Annotated in this window: 15 protein-coding genes; 8 read left to right on the top strand and 7 right to left on the bottom strand. The window is 61.2% G+C overall.

Annotation, left to right across the window (positions count from 1 at the left end; all coding sequences use genetic code 11):
- Positions 1 to 159: 159 nt before the first annotated feature.
- Positions 160 to 1941, top strand: a complete 1782-nt coding sequence (locus ACSEXS_RS02275; protein WP_438431563.1) for an MptA/MptB family glycosyltransferase — start codon at positions 160 to 162, stop codon at positions 1939 to 1941.
- Between the two features lie 142 nt (positions 1942 to 2083).
- Here ACSEXS_RS02275 and ACSEXS_RS02280 read toward each other — a convergent pair whose 3' ends face one another.
- Together ACSEXS_RS02280 and ACSEXS_RS02285 are read right to left on the bottom strand one after the other, a co-directional pair.
- Positions 2084 to 2689: a pentapeptide repeat-containing protein gene (locus tag ACSEXS_RS02280; protein WP_438431564.1), complete on the bottom strand. Its 606-nt coding sequence runs from the start codon at positions 2687 to 2689 to the stop codon at positions 2084 to 2086.
- A gap of 19 nt (positions 2690 to 2708) precedes the next feature.
- Entirely contained in the window at positions 2709 to 2924 is a 216-nt protein-coding gene (locus ACSEXS_RS02285) for a hypothetical protein (protein ID WP_438431565.1), read from the bottom strand.
- A 52-nt stretch (positions 2925 to 2976) separates the two neighbouring features.
- On the opposite strand from ACSEXS_RS02285, the gene ACSEXS_RS02290 reads away from it, so the two are divergent.
- Positions 2977 to 3633 carry a 2'-5' RNA ligase family protein gene (locus tag ACSEXS_RS02290; RefSeq protein ID WP_438431566.1) on the top strand — a complete coding sequence of 219 codons (657 nt, stop codon included), beginning with the start codon at positions 2977 to 2979 and terminating at the stop codon, positions 3631 to 3633.
- Between the two features lie 21 nt (positions 3634 to 3654).
- On the opposite strand, the gene ACSEXS_RS02295 is transcribed toward ACSEXS_RS02290, so the two are convergent.
- The 4 genes from ACSEXS_RS02295 to ACSEXS_RS02310 form a co-directional block, all read right to left on the bottom strand.
- Positions 3655 to 4941 (bottom strand): MFS transporter, encoded by a 1287-nt coding sequence (locus ACSEXS_RS02295; protein ID WP_438431567.1) that lies wholly within the window; start codon positions 4939 to 4941, stop codon positions 3655 to 3657.
- Between the two features lie 28 nt (positions 4942 to 4969).
- Complete coding sequence (gene hemH / locus ACSEXS_RS02300) at positions 4970 to 6028, bottom strand: ferrochelatase (RefSeq protein ID WP_438431568.1); 1059 nt, start codon at positions 6026 to 6028, stop codon at positions 4970 to 4972.
- A 241-nt stretch (positions 6029 to 6269) separates the two neighbouring features.
- Entirely contained in the window at positions 6270 to 6656 is a 387-nt protein-coding gene (locus ACSEXS_RS02305) for a GIY-YIG nuclease family protein (protein WP_438431569.1), read from the bottom strand.
- Between the two features lie 3 nt (positions 6657 to 6659).
- Entirely contained in the window at positions 6660 to 7139 is a 480-nt protein-coding gene (locus tag ACSEXS_RS02310; protein WP_438431570.1) for a DUF6530 family protein, read from the bottom strand.
- Between the two features lie 280 nt (positions 7140 to 7419).
- On the opposite strand from ACSEXS_RS02310, the gene ACSEXS_RS02315 reads away from it, so the two are divergent.
- The 3 genes from ACSEXS_RS02315 (at position 7420) to ACSEXS_RS02325 (ending at position 12394) form a co-directional block, all read left to right on the top strand.
- Positions 7420 to 8031: a hypothetical protein gene (locus ACSEXS_RS02315; RefSeq protein WP_438431571.1), complete on the top strand. Its 612-nt coding sequence runs from the start codon at positions 7420 to 7422 to the stop codon at positions 8029 to 8031.
- A 385-nt stretch (positions 8032 to 8416) separates the two neighbouring features.
- Positions 8417 to 11506 carry an isoleucine--tRNA ligase gene (ileS, locus tag ACSEXS_RS02320; protein WP_438431572.1) on the top strand — a complete coding sequence of 1030 codons (3090 nt, stop codon included), beginning with the start codon at positions 8417 to 8419 and terminating at the stop codon, positions 11504 to 11506.
- 246 nt (positions 11507 to 11752) lie between these two features.
- Positions 11753 to 12394, top strand: a complete 642-nt coding sequence (locus ACSEXS_RS02325; RefSeq protein ID WP_438431573.1) for a DedA family protein — start codon at positions 11753 to 11755, stop codon at positions 12392 to 12394.
- Between the two features lie 81 nt (positions 12395 to 12475).
- Here the strand turns inward: ACSEXS_RS02325 and ACSEXS_RS02330 are convergent, their stop codons facing one another.
- Complete coding sequence (locus ACSEXS_RS02330; protein ID WP_438431574.1) at positions 12476 to 13210, bottom strand: GNAT family N-acetyltransferase; 735 nt, start codon at positions 13208 to 13210, stop codon at positions 12476 to 12478.
- A gap of 375 nt (positions 13211 to 13585) precedes the next feature.
- Between ACSEXS_RS02330 and ACSEXS_RS02335 the strand changes: the two genes are divergently transcribed.
- The 3 genes from ACSEXS_RS02335 to ACSEXS_RS02345 all read left to right on the top strand — a co-directional run bounded on the left by ACSEXS_RS02335 (position 13586) and on the right by ACSEXS_RS02345 (position 15617).
- Positions 13586 to 13855 (top strand): CD3324 family protein, encoded by a 270-nt coding sequence (locus ACSEXS_RS02335; protein WP_438431575.1) that lies wholly within the window; start codon positions 13586 to 13588, stop codon positions 13853 to 13855.
- A 141-nt stretch (positions 13856 to 13996) separates the two neighbouring features.
- Positions 13997 to 14911 (top strand): GNAT family N-acetyltransferase, encoded by a 915-nt coding sequence (locus ACSEXS_RS02340; protein WP_438431576.1) that lies wholly within the window; start codon positions 13997 to 13999, stop codon positions 14909 to 14911.
- On the top strand, positions 14895 to 15617 hold the full coding sequence (locus ACSEXS_RS02345) for a TrmH family RNA methyltransferase (RefSeq protein WP_438431577.1): 723 nt from the start codon (positions 14895 to 14897) through the stop codon (positions 15615 to 15617). Before ACSEXS_RS02340 ends, ACSEXS_RS02345 begins: the two co-directional genes overlap by 17 nt.
- The last annotated feature ends 137 nt before the right edge of the window (positions 15618 to 15754 follow it).

Below are 15754 nucleotides of genomic sequence, written 5' to 3' on the forward strand. Positions count from 1 at the left end.
GGGGGATACTCAATAGACGAGAATGCACGGAGAATCGTTGCGGGAGGGATGGGCCAGAGACTGAACCCGGTTTAAGGGTTAAGGTTTAAGGTAGGCTTAAGCTTCGCCGTGCATACTGGGAGGAACGACAGCCGACGCGGCTGGGGGAGGCGGTTCCTAATGAAACGGCGAAACGGCAGAGCGCTGCGGGCCAGTCTGATTGTCATCTTGATCGTCGCGATGGGCACAGCGCTCTATTCGCTTTGGTCCTTCCACGGCAGCGCCGGCTATTCGAATGCCAAGACCGTCGGCTCGGGCTCCTTCACACCGGGCGGCGGGTACATGGGCGGTCAGCGCGGGAGCGGCGGAATCCGCGGCGAGACCGGAGGCGTCCGCGGCGGAGACGACGGAGCCCGCATGCCGGGAATGCGCGGCCAAGGCAGCGGCGGCTTTATGGGCGGAGACCGTGGCGGCAACAGCGGCAGCGGCGGTTTCGGAGGAGCGGATCGAGGCTTCGGCGGCGGAATCGGCCGCGGCTTTGGCGGAGCTGGCCGAAGCTTTGGCGGATCTGGAGCGGGCGGCTCGGAAGAAACCCCGCTCATCCTGTATGCCGCCGGTTATGCGGTGCTGTTCGGCGCGGGCGCCGTACTTCTGCGGAAACGGGGAAGCCTGCAACTCCCGCGACGCGACCGGCTGCTGCTTGCCGGAACCGTGTTCGGTACGGGCTTCCTGCTGCGGGTTGCCGTTGCACCGTGGACGGCCGGACACTATGACCTCACGCTGTTCCGCAATTGGGCCCTCGCAGCGGCGCAGGGGCTGCAGAACGTCTACACGCAGGCGAATGCGGATTACCCGCCCTTCTACCTGTATCTCCTGTACCTGATCGGCAAGGCGATGTCGGCCTTTAGCCTGAGCGGCTATTCGGCGCTGCTGCTCAAGCTGCCTTCGATCGCCGCCGACGTTCTTACCGCAACGCTCCTCTACCGATTTGCCGCCAAGCGGTTCTCCGACGGAACGAGCCTGCTCGTCGCCGCCTTCTATGTGCTGAACCCGGCGGTGTTCCTCAATTCCACGGTCTGGGGGCAGGTGGATTCCTTCTTCACGCTGCTCATCGTGCTCGCCCTAACCGCCGTCGCCGACAAGAAGCCGGTCTGGGCGGCGGCGGCATTCGCCGTGGCGGTGATGATGAAGCCGCAGGGGATCATCTTCCTGCCGGTGCTGTTCTTCGAGCTGGTGCGCCGGCGGAGCCTGAAGACCTGTCTGGCGGCGGCCGTTGCGGGACTCGGATCGGCGGCTCTGATCGCGTTGCCGTTTGCCGTCCATCGCGATCCGCTGTGGATCGTCGATCTGTTCCGCGGCACCGTTGGGGAATACCCTTACGCCTCGGTCAACGCCTATAATTTCTTCAGCCTGATCGGCGCGAACTATACGAACAGCTCCGAGGTCGGATTCCTGCTCAGCTACCACACTTGGGGCTTGGCGTTCATCTCCGTCACCACCTTGTTCTCTTGGGCCGTCTACCTGCGGGGCCGCAGTCCGGCCTTTGCCATGCTCGCCGGGCTGATCCAGATCGCCGGCGTCTTCACCTTCTCCACCAGCATGCATGAGCGCTACCTGTTCCCGGCGGTGGCGCTCGCGCTCGCCGCATACATCGAGTTGCGCGACAAGCGGCTGCTTGCGTTCGCCGCCGCTTTTACCGGGACGGTCTACGTCAATACGCACGAGATCCTGTTCTCGCGGTCGGCGGGGATGAACGGCGCGACGGCCAGCTTCTCCTCGCTGGCGATCGCCCTGTTGAACGTGATTCTCTGCTTCCTTCTGGCCAAGGTTGCCTGGGAGCTGTCGGGCCGGGCGCGTTCGCAGCCTTCGGCCGGGGCCGGGCATGAGCAGGCGCCGCTGGCTCTCTCCGATGCGGGCAGTCCCTTGTCTGCCGCCCATCCGCCCGCTTCCCTGCCGGAGTGACTCCGGCAGGCAACTGCCTCCGGTAGGGAACCGGCTGGCCGATGTCTCGGCTTCCTCACACAGCAAAGCCCCCTTTCCTTCCCATTTCGGGAAGAGGAGAGGGGGCTTTGCTTTATCGTGCAGTAGCGACGCTTGAATTCCGTTACTCTACCTTTGCGCCGAACGCGCGCAGGAAGGAGACTGCCTGCGCGATATCCATGCGCGCGCCCTTGACGAGCATCGACGGGAAATCGACGCCGTCCAGCTTGGCTCCGCGCAGGTCGGCTCCGGCGAGCTTGGCCTTCGCCAGGATGGCACGGGTCAGATCGGCCTCGCGCAGATCGGCCTTCTCCAAGCTGCATTCCCGGAGATCGGCCTCGCAGAGGCGAATGCCGCGCAGGTTCTGGCGGGACAGGTTGGCATGGCGCAGGTTGGTATACGACCAGTCTCCGCCGATCACGGTAAAGCCGTCCAACTGGCTTTCCGTCAGGTCGGAGCCGGTCAGCTTGCATTCCTCGAACCGGGAAGCGAACAGGTTGGTTCCCTGCATCCGGCAGTTCGTGAACGCGGTGTTCCGGTGCACCGAGCCGTTCAGGAGGGCGCCGGTCAAGTCGCATTCCGCGAACCGGCAGCTTTCCGTGAGAATCTCCTCCATGCGGGCTCCCCGGAACCGGCAGCGCAGGAAGACGCACTGCTTCCACGTCGTGTCCCGAAGCTCCTCGCCGGAAAAATCCCGGTCTGTCCATTCTTCGTCTATGTGTATACTCATGGGCGGTTCCTCCTCGGGATCAGCGCTTCCGTAAGGCAAAAAACTCGCATTCCGACCGCGGGTAATACGCTACGTCGCCCACGCCGGCCTGAATGACGGCGAGCTCGGAGGTGAAGCGGACGAGAACGCCGCCTCCTTCGACCAGATGATCGTCGCGGAACACGCGGACGAGGAGCTGTTTATCCTCCGCCTCGGCAAAGTCGGCGTCGGTGATAAGCTTGCGGGCAGCGGCCATGATAGCGGCCTCCTCTTTTAATAGATTGACGGTCTTTGGATAAGAGCACAGCATGAAAAAAGCTTGTTATCCTGTATGGATAAGACATAATGAGCGTAACAGAGCCAAGGTGTTAGGGTTGGGCTGCAGCGGTATCGACATCGCCAAGCGCAACCAGGCTATACGAAGTTATATCAGCAATAAAGAAGGAAGGGAGATCAAAATGGAAGAACCGCGCATTTACCTGATCGCACAATTTGATAAGAGTACCAATCAAAAGCTGGCCGATATTTACGATGTGCTTGCTCAAACCGGATTGATTGGCGAACAAACGCAGGGCATTCCTTATCATTTCACGTTGGGAAGCTTTGCTCTTGAATGCAGAGATCAAGTTTTAGAACGTGTGCAATCCGTTTCTCTCCATTCAAAGGCTTTTGATATCCATCTCAATCATATCGGCTTGTTCGGGCTGAAGGTTCTATTTATTGCACCTTCCATGAATATGGAACTGCTCCATCTTTATAAGGATTTAGTCCCAAGCGAGCCGATAAGCGGTTATCACCATTGGGTTGCCCACGCTACCATTCTCATCGATGACCCTGAGAGAATGAGGACCGCTATCCCCATTGTGGCTCAGTCTTTTTCACCTTTCGCTGCAAGAATTGAAAGTATCGGGGTATATGAGTTCTTTCCGGAAAAGTTTATTGCGGAGTACCCATTAGTCCCTTGACTGATTATAGCTACTCTTTAATTAATTCCCGTCGCTGCCCGCTGCCAATTGGCCGGAGGAAGACTGCAGCCGGGAATGGACCGCGTAGAACGAGGCGGACAACCCGGCGGTGACCACGGCGAGCCAGGCGACCGGCGAGAGCCCGCCGGCGTCAAACAGCGTGCCCATGACAAATGGCCCGAACACCCGTCCGACGGAACCGATCCCGCCGGTGAGGCCGATGTAGAACGGGGCGTGGCGGCCCCCGCTTTCCGCGAGGTAGGCGGGAACGGCCGGGGCGATCAGCATCTCGCCGATGGTGGCGAATACCATCCCGGCGATCATGCCGGGGTAGCTTGGCCAGACCAGGATGCAGGCGTAGCCGGCCAGGTAGAACAGGCTGCTGGCCGTCATCTGGGCGGTGACGGTGCGGGCAACAAACCGGCGGAGCAGGACGGTGACGGGTTGGGCGGCAAAGATCAGGATGCCGTTCAGGGTCCAGAGGAAGCCGTAGGCTTTTTTCTCCATGCCGCTTGCGATGATGGACGGCGAGACGCCGGCATTCCAGATCGAATTGCCGACCTGCAGGAGCAGACCGCCCAGCGCCAGGAACAGGTACAGCCGGATGTTGCCGAGCAGCGCCCAAGTCCCGCCGGTTTTCTTCAAGGAGCGGCCGCTGGAAGCGGAAGCCGAATCCTCGGCCGAATCGCGATCGCCCGTTCGGTCCTTCCAGCCGGCGCGCGAGCCCCGTTCCAAGCCTGCTTCGTCTACCTTGTGCAGGTAAACCAGGAAGAAGGCGGCGAACAGAAGGTTCGTTGCGCCGTTGGCGATGAAGCTGAGGTTGTAGGAGATATCGGCCAGGAATCCGCTGCCCGCCGTGCCGACCGCGACGCCGATGTTATTGGCCACATAGATCACGTTGAACAGCTCGGCCCGGCGTTCGGCGAACCGGAAGCCGACAAATGCCTGGATGGCGGGCATGGAGACGGCATTGAAGAGGCCGACGAGCCCCATGGCGACGAGGAAAAGCGGCCAGGATTCCCGAACGACGGGAAGCAGGAAGAGGCTGGCTGCGTTCAGCACAAGCGATCCGACGATCAGGCGCTTGACGCCGACCTTGTGATAGAAGGAACCGCCGATCAGCTGGCCGACGATTCCGCCGACGGATTGAATGAGAATGACGAGACCGGCGTCCGCCATGCTGCGGCCCAGCTCGTCAAAGACGAACATGCTGACGAGCGGCCACATCAGGGAACTGCCGATCGCGCTGATCAGGCTCGCGGCAAGGAACACGTTCACTTCCCGCGGATAAGCTTTGAGAGGATTCATATCGGACTCCTAAGGGTGAGTGGATCGGTTAGCTGCGCAGGATGCGGGTGAGCGCAAGAGGATGGTCGTCCGGTTCCTCCCATCCGAGCGAATGGGCGCGAACCAGCTCCGCCAGAAAGTCCAGCCAGTCCGGATGGTCGTTCAGGCAGGGACAGAGTACGAATCCGGCAGAGTCGCCGCCATGCCCGGCGTATTCCCCGCGGGCTTCGATCCCTAATTCGTGCAGGGTTTCCAGGCAGTCCGTCACCAGACCGGGCGAGAAGACCAACGGCCGGCGGATGCCCTCGCCGGCAAGCCGTTCCAGCACCTCGGTGACGGAAGGGCCGAGCCAGGTCTCCGGGCCGAAGCGGGATTGGTACGCCAGCGTCCATTCCTCCGGCTCCCAGCCCATCTCGGAAGCGAGCAGGCGGGAGGTCTCCTCGCATTCCCCGGGGTAGGGATCGCCGGTCATGGCATACCGGGCCGGAATGCCGTGGTAGGTCAGCACGTAGTGATCCGGCTTCTGCGGCAGCCGGTCCAGCATCTCACTGAGCAAGCCGCACATGGCCCGAATGTAGCCGTATCGGTTGTGGTAGCTGCCGATCAGCCGCAGCTCCGGCACGAAGCGCTTGGGTGCCGGGCCGTTCGCGCGGCTGCGGCCGAGGGCGGCAAAGCAGGCCTTATCGTACATGACCGCCGTCGTCGTCGAGGAATACTGCGGAAACAGCGGCAGCACGACGATCCGGCGGATGCCCGCTTCCTCCAGACGCTGGATGGCGGAAGCGATGCCCGGCTCGCTGTAGGCGAGGCCGAGCTCCACCCGGAAGCCTTCGCCGAGCCGTTCCTGGAGACCGTCTCGCTGCTTCGCGGAAATCCGCATCAGCGGCGAACCTTGCTCCGTCCAAATTTCCCGGTAGAGCGCCGCCGACCGCTTGGGACGTACGCGAAGGATGATGCCGTGGAGCAGGAGCTTCCAGAGATAGGCCGGATAATCGATAATTCTCCGATCCGACAAAAACTTGGCCAGATAAGGCCGAACTGCCCGGGCCTCCGGGGCTTCCGGCGTGCCGATCTGGGCCAGCACCACGCCGATCTGTTGGGATTCCATCCGTTCATCACCGTTCCTTGAACGATAAAAACAATGGCTCTATCGTACCTTTTGCCCGCAGGGGTGTCAATGAAGGAACGCGCACGGGCTCGGCTGGGAACCTTGTCCTTTTTGGGTTGCAAAAAATCCCCTCCAGTGTAAACGGGGCTGGGGCGCTTCGTATCCGTGCCTTTCGCGCTGTCTACCTAAAGGGGATTCTCGTGATTTGCTATCAAATTACTTATTATAGACGCTCCGCCCGTCACTTTGGCCGCTTATGGTACCCGGCATCTCCATACGGCTGCAGCTTCTCGATCCACAGCTCCAGCAGCGCCTCGACCTCGTCCTTGTACTGCGCCTGCTCGGCCGCATCTCCCGGCTGCTCCTCCCGGGGCTTGATCTCGTCCAGCTCTTCATAGACGAAGCTTTCTCCGCCCAGACGGGTCCAATCGGCCCGCAGCTCGGCGAAGGCGGGGGTGTTCATCTGTAGCATGAAGGCGAAGCGGTTGCGCGCCCCGTCCAGGTCCATCGCGGAGCGAAGGAGGAGCTTGCCGTTCTCCGCGTTGCGGATCTGATAGACGCCCATGCGCCGGAACGACGATTTGTACGCATCGGCCCGTTCCTTCTTTTGCTGTTTGTCGAGCGACATGCCTCAATACCCCATTTCCTTTAAAATGCGAGCCAACGTCTGCAGCCGTTCGCCGATCAGCTCGTCGTCCTGGCTCAGGACTTGCCGGAACAACTGAATGTCTTCGTCGATCCGGTCGTTGGCAGTGCAGACGGCGATTGTCATCGCGTCGCCCTGGAGTCCGATCCGGTCGATCTCCGGCTTCTCGGGATCGTAGAGCTCTTCGTGCCGGTAAGCTTCGCGGAAATGCTCCAGGCTGCGGGCCACCAGAATGGCCAGATCGATGACGCGGTGCAGCGGCAGCTCTTCGGATTGGCGCGACCATTTTTCCCCGGTATACCGCCAGACCTTGGCGGAGATATCGAGCTTGCCCCGTTCGTTCCATTGGGCCAGGCCGAGCGAGAGCCCTTTGGCGTCGCTGTGGCCGGCGTTGCGGCCGTCCACCTGCTCGTAATTCTCGGAGACGATGACCGGCTTGTGCTTCAAGGTAGTGGGAATGGACATGGTCCAACCTTCTTTCGTTTATTATTTTAGTAAATTAGTAATTTAGTAGATAAGTAATGGCAAGCTCAGTATAGAGGATGGCGAACCTTCGGTCAACCCATCAAACAAATGGGATAACCGTTTATCTCCTTGTCGTGCAACGAATGGATAATCTTGCAGCGTCCCTCTTTGCAGGATGATTTTATTCGCTATAATGGAAAAAGGTGGATCGTATGGCGGGCCGTCCTGCCGTGCTTGCTCGATCGCCTCTTGAATCGGTTATTAAAAGGAGAACGCTTTTATGGAGGAATATGTCCTCAAACCGGATGGCTTAAAACAGATTTACAAAACGCTGCTCCCGATTTCCCTGTTGACCGTCTGTCTTCCCGCTTTTCTTATGGCCAGCTTTGGACTGTCCTTCCCGGTTCACGAAATGAAGCTCTTCATGTGGGGACTCGCCGGACTTGTCCTGGTCTTCGGACTGCTGCGCGAGGGGAGGAAGCTGTACAAGATCCGGCGGGACTGGCTGAGCTTTCGCATTGAATTCAGCGACACCGGTATCCGTAAAACCCAGCGGGGGCAACCGGAGGTTCAGGTGACCGCGGCGGAGCTGAGCCGGGTCGTCAAGGCATCCGGGGGCGTCTTGCTGCAGGGCGCGGACCCGCAGACATCGATTTTCGTGCCGGACAGTCTGGGCCGTTATGACGAGTTGCTGGTTGGGCTGTCCCGACTGCGTCCGGTGGAGGAAAGCCCGGTCACGTCCGTATCCGTTTCGCCGCAGTATGCGCTTCTCCAGCACCGCCCGCGCAAATCGTTCGCCATGCAGCTGCTGAAGGGAATCGGGCTGTTTTTCGGCGGCATCCTGCTATTTTTTCTGTTGGTCATCGGCCTCCTTTACTTCCTCTCCAGTTGACTTTTTGCCGCCGATGATGTAAAAAGATAGGAAGACCATATCCGCCGAAACTTCATGGACGGGAATCCCGTCGCCGGTCCCTTGCATCCCCAGAGAGTTGGCCCTCGCGCTGAAAGCCAACGTTCAAGCCCGGTCGATGATCCTCCCCGAGAAGGCGAGCCGAACTTCAGTAAGCTGGCCCGGTCCCCCGCCGTTATTCGGGGCGCGCATGCTGGTGCGCGGACAAGGAGCCGTTTCACGCCCGCTTCAAGCGGGACGGACGGAAGCAGGGTGGTAACGCGGGAACAATCCCGTCCCTTTCGAGGGGCGGGTTTTTTGCATTTTCCGGCGGAGCCGGGGAGCAGGACGGATAAGGACAGTCGAGGACAGGAAAGGAAGGAACCCCATGCAAAAGGTGGACGTCAAAGAAAAGGCGCGGGCGCGTGAGCTGCGCGTGCTGGACAAATGGCGCGAGGAGAACACGTTTGCGGCTTCCATGCAGAACCGGGAGGGCAAGCCGAATTTCGTCTTTTATGAAGGGCCGCCGACGGCGAACGGCAAGCCGCACATCGGGCACGTGCTGGGCCGGGTCATCAAGGACTTCGTCGGCCGCTACAAGACGATGGAGGGCTACCGGGTCGTCCGCAAAGCGGGCTGGGATACCCACGGCCTGCCGGTCGAGCTCGGTGTGCAGAAGGAGCTAGGCATCTCCCACAAGTCGGAGATCGAGGAATACGGCGTCGAAGCCTTCATCAAGAAATGCAAGGGCAGCGTGTTCGAATACGAGAAGCAGTGGCGCGATCTGACGGAGGCCATCGGCTATTGGACGGACATGGATCACCCGTATATCACGCTGGACAACAATTACATTGAATCGGTTTGGCACTTGCTGTCCGATATCCACGGCAAAGGCCTGCTGACCAAGGGCCACCGCGTCAGCCCCTATTGCCCGTCCTGTCAGACGACGCTGAGCTCGCACGAAGTGGCGCAGGGCTATGAGGATGTCAAGGACCTGAGCGCCACTGTCAAGTTCAAGAGCAAGAACGAGGACGCCTACTTCCTCGCCTGGACGACGACGCCCTGGACGCTGCCGGCGAACGTGGCCCTGGCCGTCAACAAGGACATGGACTACATCAAGGCTCGTCAAGACGGCGAAGTGTACATCCTGGCCAAGAACCTGGCCGATAAGGTGCTGAAGGAAGGCTACGAGGTGCTGTCCGAGCACAAGGGCGCGGAATTCGTCGGCACGCCGTATACGCCGCCGTTCGATTACGTCACGGTGAGCAAAGGGCATATCGTCGTCGACGCCGATTACGTCAGCGATACGAGCGGCACCGGTATCGTCCACACGGCACCGGCGCACGGCGAGGACGACTACAAGACGACGCAGCAGCACGGCATCGACTTCGTCAACGTGGTCGATTTGGCAGGCAAGTACACCGACAAGGTGACGGCCTTCGCCGGCCGGTTCGTCAAGGACTGCGACGTCGACATCGTCAAGAACCTGTCCGAGCGCGGCCTCCTGTTCAGCAAGGAGCGCTACGAGCACAGCTATCCGTTCTGCTGGCGCTGCAAATCGCCGCTCTTGTATTACGCGATGGAGAGCTGGTTCATTCGCACGACGGCAGTTCAGGAGCAGCTGATCGCCAACAACAAGGAGATCGCCTGGTACCCGCCGCATCTGCGCGACGGCCGCTTCGGTAAATTCCTGGAAGAGCTGGTCGACTGGAACATCAGCCGCAACCGCTATTGGGGTACGCCGCTCAACGTTTGGGTCTGCCGCGACTGCGGAGCCGAGTATTCCCCGAGCAGCCGACAGGAGCTGCAGGACAAGGCGATCGACCCGATCGCCGGCGAGCTGGAGCTGCACAAGCCGTACGTCGATGCGGTGAAGGTCCGCTGCTCCTGCGGCGGCGTCATGGAGCGGACGCCGGAAGTCATCGACGTCTGGTTCGATTCCGGCTCCATGCCGTTCGCCCAGTACCACTATCCGTTCGGCGACCGCAAGCAATTCGAGGAGCAGTTCCCCGCCGACCTGATCTGCGAGGGCATCGACCAGACGCGCGGCTGGTTCTTCAGCCTGCTCGCCGTCTCCACCCTGACCACGGGCAAGGCTCCGTACAAGGCGGTCATCTCGACCGGCCATGTGCTCGACGAGAACGGACAGAAGATGTCCAAGAGCAAGGGCAACGTCATCGACCCGTGGGAGATCATCGAGGAGTTCGGCACCGACGCCTTCCGCTGGGCGCTTCTGTCCGACAGCGCCCCTTGGAACAGCAAGCGGTTCTCCAAGCAGATCGTCGCCGAAGCCAAGTCGAAGGTCGTGGACACGATCCACAACACCCACGCCTTCTTGGCGCTCTATGCGAACATCGACGGGTACAACCCGGCGGGTCACGCTCGCGTGGAGCTGACGAATCCGCTCGACCGCTGGATTCTGTCCCGGCTAAACACGACGCTAGCGCAGGTGAAGAAGGGACTCGACGGGTACGATTTCCTGAACCCGGCGCGCTCCATCGAGACCTTCGTCGACGAGCTCAGCAACTGGTACATCCGCCGTTCGCGCGACCGCTTCTGGGGCGGCGAATGGACGACCGACAAGGTGGCGGCCTATCAGACGCTGACCGAGGTGCTGAAGACGCTGGCGCTCATGATCGCCCCGTACATGCCGCTGATCGCCGAGGACCTGTACGCCAACCTCGGCGGCGAAGGCAGCGTGCACCTTGCCGATTATCCGGCCGTGAACGAATCGGCCATCGACCGCGAGCTGGAGAACGACATGGAAGCGGCCCGCCAGATCGTGGAGCTTGCCCGCAACATCCGCAACGAGACCGGCCTGAAGACGCGCCAGCCGCTGTCCGAGCTGATCCTGTCGCTCGACCTTGGCCGGGAATTCCACATCGACCGGTTCGCGGATATCATCCGCGACGAGGTGAACGTGAAGGAAATCCGCGTCGTGGAGGGAGACGGCGGCTTCGTCGACTTCACGATGAAGCTGAACCTGAAGGTCGCCGGCAAGAAGTACGGCAAGCTGGTCGGACCGATCCAGCAGCACCTGAAGGAGCTGTCCGCCGAGGCGGCGAAGCGGATCGTCGACGACGGCTTCCTCGATCTCACGCTTGACGGCGGGGAGCAGCACATCACCCTCGATGAGCTGCTCGTCGAGAAGCAGGCGAAGGCCGGCTTCGCCAGCGCCAGCGGCTACGGCATGACGGTCGCCCTGAACACCGAGCTGACCGAGGCGCTGGTGCAGGAGGGCCTCGTGCGCGAGGTGGTCCGCGCCGTACAGGATTACCGCAAGAAGCTGGAGCTGCCGATCGAGAAGCGGATCAAGCTGGTATTGGACGCCGACGCCGAGCTGCAGGCGGCGCTGGTCCGATTCGACAACGTGCTGCGCGACAACGTGCTGCTGGCGGACTTCCGTTATGCCGCCGAGCCGGATATGGAGCGCGCTTCGCTCGGCGACAAAACCGTCGGCATGAAGGTGGAAGACTAAGGGTTCGGTCCGCCACTTGGTGGACCAATACGAAGAACCGCAAGCTCCCGTTCCGGCGACGGAGGGGCGTTTGCGGTTCTTTTTTCGTGCGAGGAAAGCAGACGGAGGAGTCCCCTTGTTTTTTCTCCATTATCCTCCAGAAGTACGGCCTCTTCAATCGATTTCCCTTTCACCGGATGAATTTCGTGGAACCGATCAACCCGGACAGGCGTACTCCTTCGTAGATCCCAACAAAAGGAGGCGCATATGGAAAAGTGGATTACGGGTTTTATGGAGGAGTTCGGCTACCTCGGCATCCTGCTGATGCTGGCGCTGGAGAATCTGTTTCCTCCCATTCCGTCGGAGCTCATTCTTCCGTTCGGAGGCTTCATGACGACCACCTCGGAGCTGACGCTGACCGGTGTGGTGCTGGCGTCGACGATCGGTTCGCTGATCGGAGCGGTCCTGCTGTACGCGCTGGGGCGGCTGCTCGGCGTGGAACGGCTGGAGGCGCTGGTCGACCGCTACGGACGCTTTGTGCGCATCTCGAAAAAGGACATTCGCCGCGCGGACGCCTGGTTTGACCGGTACGGCGCTTGGACGGTGCTGTTCTGCCGGATGATCCCGCTCGTCCGCAGCCTCATCTCGATCCCGGCGGGCATGTCCGGGATGAATTTCGGGCTGTTCCTGCTCTGCACGACGGTCGGCACCCTGGGCTGGAACGTGCTGCTCGTCTCGGCCGGAGCCGCTCTCGGGGCATCCTGGGACCGGGTGGGCGAATACATGGAGGTTTATTCGAGCGCCGTCTATCTGCTGCTTGCCGCCGGAGCCGCCGCGCTGCTCTTCTTCTATATCCGCAAACGGCGGAAATCGGCCGCGCTAGAGACCAATTCCGACTCCCGTCCTTGACGTGACGAGGCTTTATCGCAAAACAGGCCGGAAGCGATCCTAATCGGATTGCCTCTTGGCCTGTTTGCCGTTCAGGGAGGTTCAGTAGAGCCAGTGGACGCATTCGTCGGACAGCTCGAAGCCGAGCTTGCGCTGCAGGGAAAGCGACGCCGCGTTGTCCGGAGCCACCTGGGCGAACGGCGTGAAGCCGCGCGCCAGGCAGCGGTTGATCATGCGAATCTCCAAGGCCTCGGCGATGCCCTGCCGACGAAACTCCGGCAGCACCTCCAGCATGCCGATGGTTCCCTCGGCGTGCATCCCGATGAAACCGGCCAGCCGGCCGTCCTCGGCGAACGCGCCGAGTATGGCGCCGGAACGCAACCGCTCACTCAGGTAATCGCGGTCGGCGGAATGCGTATAGTGCCGGTGGACGAAGTCGAGCTGCGATTCGCCCAGCGCTTGAAGCCGGAAGGGGACGGTCGGTTCGGGCAGCGGAACGCCACGCCGGTAGGCCGCTTGACGAACCGTTTCGACGGTGGCAAGCGATAATCGCTCCCGGGCTTCCGGAAGGTAGAAATCCTGATGAGCGACGACAAGCGTTGCCCCGGAGAGGGAGGAGAGCATACGGCCGGCTTCCTCCCGATCCGCGGTGCTGAGCATATAGGCTTGGCAGACGGGGTGAAACAGCAGCACCCCGAGCCCGGATGCCCGCAATAGCTTCGCCTCTCCCCGGCGAATGGCCTCCATCATATCCATGTGCAATAGAGGATTGCGGGAGAGGTAGTCGAGCGCCATCCAACGGAGCGCATCCGACGGTTCGGTAATGGGGTTCGGCATGGGAATCTCTCCGTTCGGGAAAGAATGACTATAACTTCCTTTTCCGTTGTCCGCAAGCAGACTTAGAACCCATAATAAAGGGGTCCCGCCGCGGATTCAAGGATAAACTCCGGTTGAACACCGTTAGGCGCGATTATCCCGTATCCGGGCCGGACCTCAAGCAAAGTGCGAACTCCGCCCAAAGGTGGTGATGTTCCGATGGCCGTTCATTTTGGTCACGTACTCAACAAGCTCCATGCAAAGTCCGCTGAATAAGCGCCGACGATGCTTTGCATGGAGCTAAGGTGTCACCTTCATCGTCGGGTTCGGCAACCGCTTTGACCGGCGGACTTTGCATCCTTAATGATCATCATTCCATTAAGGAGCGGGTCCGGTATGAGCAAATTCAGCAAAGCAGGCGAAGTCCTTCCGCCGCATCTCGTGGCGGAGGTCCAGAAGTACATGGACGGAGGCCTTCTCTATATCCCCGAAGCATCCGGCGGCCGCAGGCCGTGGGGGGCCAAATCGGGCGCGCGGCAGGAGCTGCGGCTGCGCAACGAGCGGATGCGCCGGGATTTCGGTTCCGGGACCGCCACCATCGGCGAGCTGTCGGACCGATACGGCCTGGCGTTCGATTCGGTCAAGAAGATCGTCTATACCCAGTAAAGCCAGTAAAACCGGTTTAACCGGTAAAACCAGTAAAGCCGCCCCTCGGGGCGGCTTTTTGCTAAACCGTTCTCGGTAGATACGCCGGGCGGCCGCCCCTTTACAATGAAACCGGAAGCCATGGTAAAGGAGAGAACGGCAATGACTGTCCAATGGATTGCTTATCCGGATGAAGCCGGATTTACGGAAGCGCATTTGAACGTGCACAAGTTCCTGGTACGCTTGAACCAGCCGTTCCGGCGAAGCGAGTGTTTCATGTGGGAGCGCTGGGAGTGGATGTTCTCCCTGCCCTATCTCGATACAGGCCATTTAAATCGGATCAGCACCTGGCAGGAGGACGGCCGGATCGTCGCGCTGGCGACGTATGAAGAAGGTCTGGGCCGGGCCTGGTTCTGCCTCGACCCTGCCTATTCGCACTTGAAGCCGGAGCTGATTCGTTATGCGGTCCGCAACCTGAAGAATGACTCCGGCGAATTGCGGATTCTCCTTCGGGACGACGACGGGGAGTTCCAGGCTTGCGCCGCCCGGCAGGGGTTCGTGCCCACGCAGGAACGCGATCATAAAGCGGTGATCCCCGCCGACGAGGCTCTGCTGCACTACACGCTGCCGGAGGGATTCCGCATCGTCAGCTTGGACGAGGACTACGATTTGGCGAAATACAACCGCGTGCTGTGGCGGGGATTCAACCACCCGGGGGAAGCTCCGGAAACGGAACAGGCCATGGAGGACCGACGCCTCAGCCTGTCCGGTCCCCACGTCGATCTCAGCCTGAAAGTAGCCGTGGCCGCGCCGGACGGCGAATTCGTCTCCTTCTGCGGCATGTGGCATTTGCCCGGCAGCGATTATGCGCTGGTCGAGCCGGTCGCGACCGATCCCGCCTACCGGCGGATGGGGCTTGGCCGCGCGGCCGTGCTGGAGGGCGTCCGTCGTACCGCCGCGAGGGGAGCGAAGCAGGCGTTCGTCGGGTCGGACCAGCTGTTCTACTACGGCATCGGCTTCCGCCCCTCCCTGACGGAAACCTGGTGGGAGCTGAAGGACAATGGCCGGACCGTATAAGCGCGACGATTCCGTCTCCTACACCCTCGGAGCCTTCGCCACCCTGGAACTCCTGCAGGCGCGGCCGGAAGCGGTCCGCCGAGTCTATCTGCACTCGCGCTTCGACGACAAGGCCGGCATCGGAGAGCGATGCCGGCGCTTGGGAATTCCGACGGTCCGGGCCGATAAGCCGTTCGCCCGGTTAAGCCCCAGGGAAAACTGCTATGTGATCGGCGAGTTTGCCAAATACGGGCAGGAATTGGAGCGCGACCGGCCCCATCTGGTGCTGGTGAATCCGTCCGATCAGGGCAACCTGGGCACGATCGCCCGGATTGCCGCCGGCTTCGGCATCGCCAGTCTGGGCATCGTCACACCCGCCGCCGACCTGTTTCACCCGAAGACGGTCCGGGCCTCCATGGGAGCGGTGTTTCGCATCCGCTGCGAGCTCTTCTCCTCCTTCGAGCAATATCGGGCTAAATATGCCCGCCACCGGCTGTATCCGTTCCTGCTGAATGCGGACCGGATGCTGACCTGCGAGACCTGTCCGCAGGAGGAGCTGTTCACCCTCGTCTTCGGCAGCGAAGCGGCGGGCCTGGAGGAAGACTATTACTCCCAGGTGGGCACGGGGTTCCGGATTCCGCAGTCCGAGCTCGTCGACTCGCTGAACCTGGCCGTGGCCGCGGGAATCGGAGCCTACGTGTTTGCCCGCAAGAACGGGTTGATCTGACGGATGACCGGGCACCCCAAGGAGCATCCGGCCTGGACCCTTCCGGCTTGGAATGGAATGGGCGGGAGGTACGCGACGGCGGCACGGAGGGCCTGACGCCGGATAAAACGGCCTGCTGTCCGAGCTAGACGACCTAC

It is taken from the genome of Gorillibacterium terrae (assembly GCF_051594785.1).
GTDB lineage: Bacteria > Bacillota > Bacilli > Paenibacillales > NBRC-103111 > Gorillibacterium.

Bases quoted from the DNA above. Each gene is read 5' to 3' on its own strand.
- ACSEXS_RS02315 (WP_438431571.1), top strand. From the start codon at position 7,420: ATGGAGGAATATGTCCTCAAACCGGATGGCTTAAAACAGATTTACAAA.
- ACSEXS_RS02280 (WP_438431564.1), bottom strand. From the start codon at position 2,689: ATGAGTATACACATAGACGAAGAATGGACAGACCGGGATTTTTCCGGC.
- hemH (WP_438431568.1), bottom strand. From the start codon at position 6,028: ATGGAATCCCAACAGATCGGCGTGGTGCTGGCCCAGATCGGCACGCCG.
- ACSEXS_RS02340 (WP_438431576.1), top strand. From the start codon at position 13,997: ATGACTGTCCAATGGATTGCTTATCCGGATGAAGCCGGATTTACGGAA.
- ACSEXS_RS02330 (WP_438431574.1), bottom strand. From the start codon at position 13,210: ATGCCGAACCCCATTACCGAACCGTCGGATGCGCTCCGTTGGATGGCG.
- ACSEXS_RS02310 (WP_438431570.1), bottom strand. From the start codon at position 7,139: ATGTCCATTCCCACTACCTTGAAGCACAAGCCGGTCATCGTCTCCGAG.
- ACSEXS_RS02345 (WP_438431577.1), top strand. From the start codon at position 14,895: ATGGCCGGACCGTATAAGCGCGACGATTCCGTCTCCTACACCCTCGGA.
- ACSEXS_RS02305 (WP_438431569.1), bottom strand. From the start codon at position 6,656: ATGTCGCTCGACAAACAGCAAAAGAAGGAACGGGCCGATGCGTACAAA.
- ACSEXS_RS02285 (WP_438431565.1), bottom strand. From the start codon at position 2,924: ATGGCCGCTGCCCGCAAGCTTATCACCGACGCCGACTTTGCCGAGGCG.
- ACSEXS_RS02335 (WP_438431575.1), top strand. From the start codon at position 13,586: ATGAGCAAATTCAGCAAAGCAGGCGAAGTCCTTCCGCCGCATCTCGTG.
- ACSEXS_RS02275 (WP_438431563.1), top strand. From the start codon at position 160: ATGAAACGGCGAAACGGCAGAGCGCTGCGGGCCAGTCTGATTGTCATC.
- ACSEXS_RS02295 (WP_438431567.1), bottom strand. From the start codon at position 4,941: ATGAATCCTCTCAAAGCTTATCCGCGGGAAGTGAACGTGTTCCTTGCC.
- ACSEXS_RS02290 (WP_438431566.1), top strand. From the start codon at position 2,977: ATGAAAAAAGCTTGTTATCCTGTATGGATAAGACATAATGAGCGTAAC.
- ileS (WP_438431572.1), top strand. From the start codon at position 8,417: ATGCAAAAGGTGGACGTCAAAGAAAAGGCGCGGGCGCGTGAGCTGCGC.
- ACSEXS_RS02325 (WP_438431573.1), top strand. From the start codon at position 11,753: ATGGAAAAGTGGATTACGGGTTTTATGGAGGAGTTCGGCTACCTCGGC.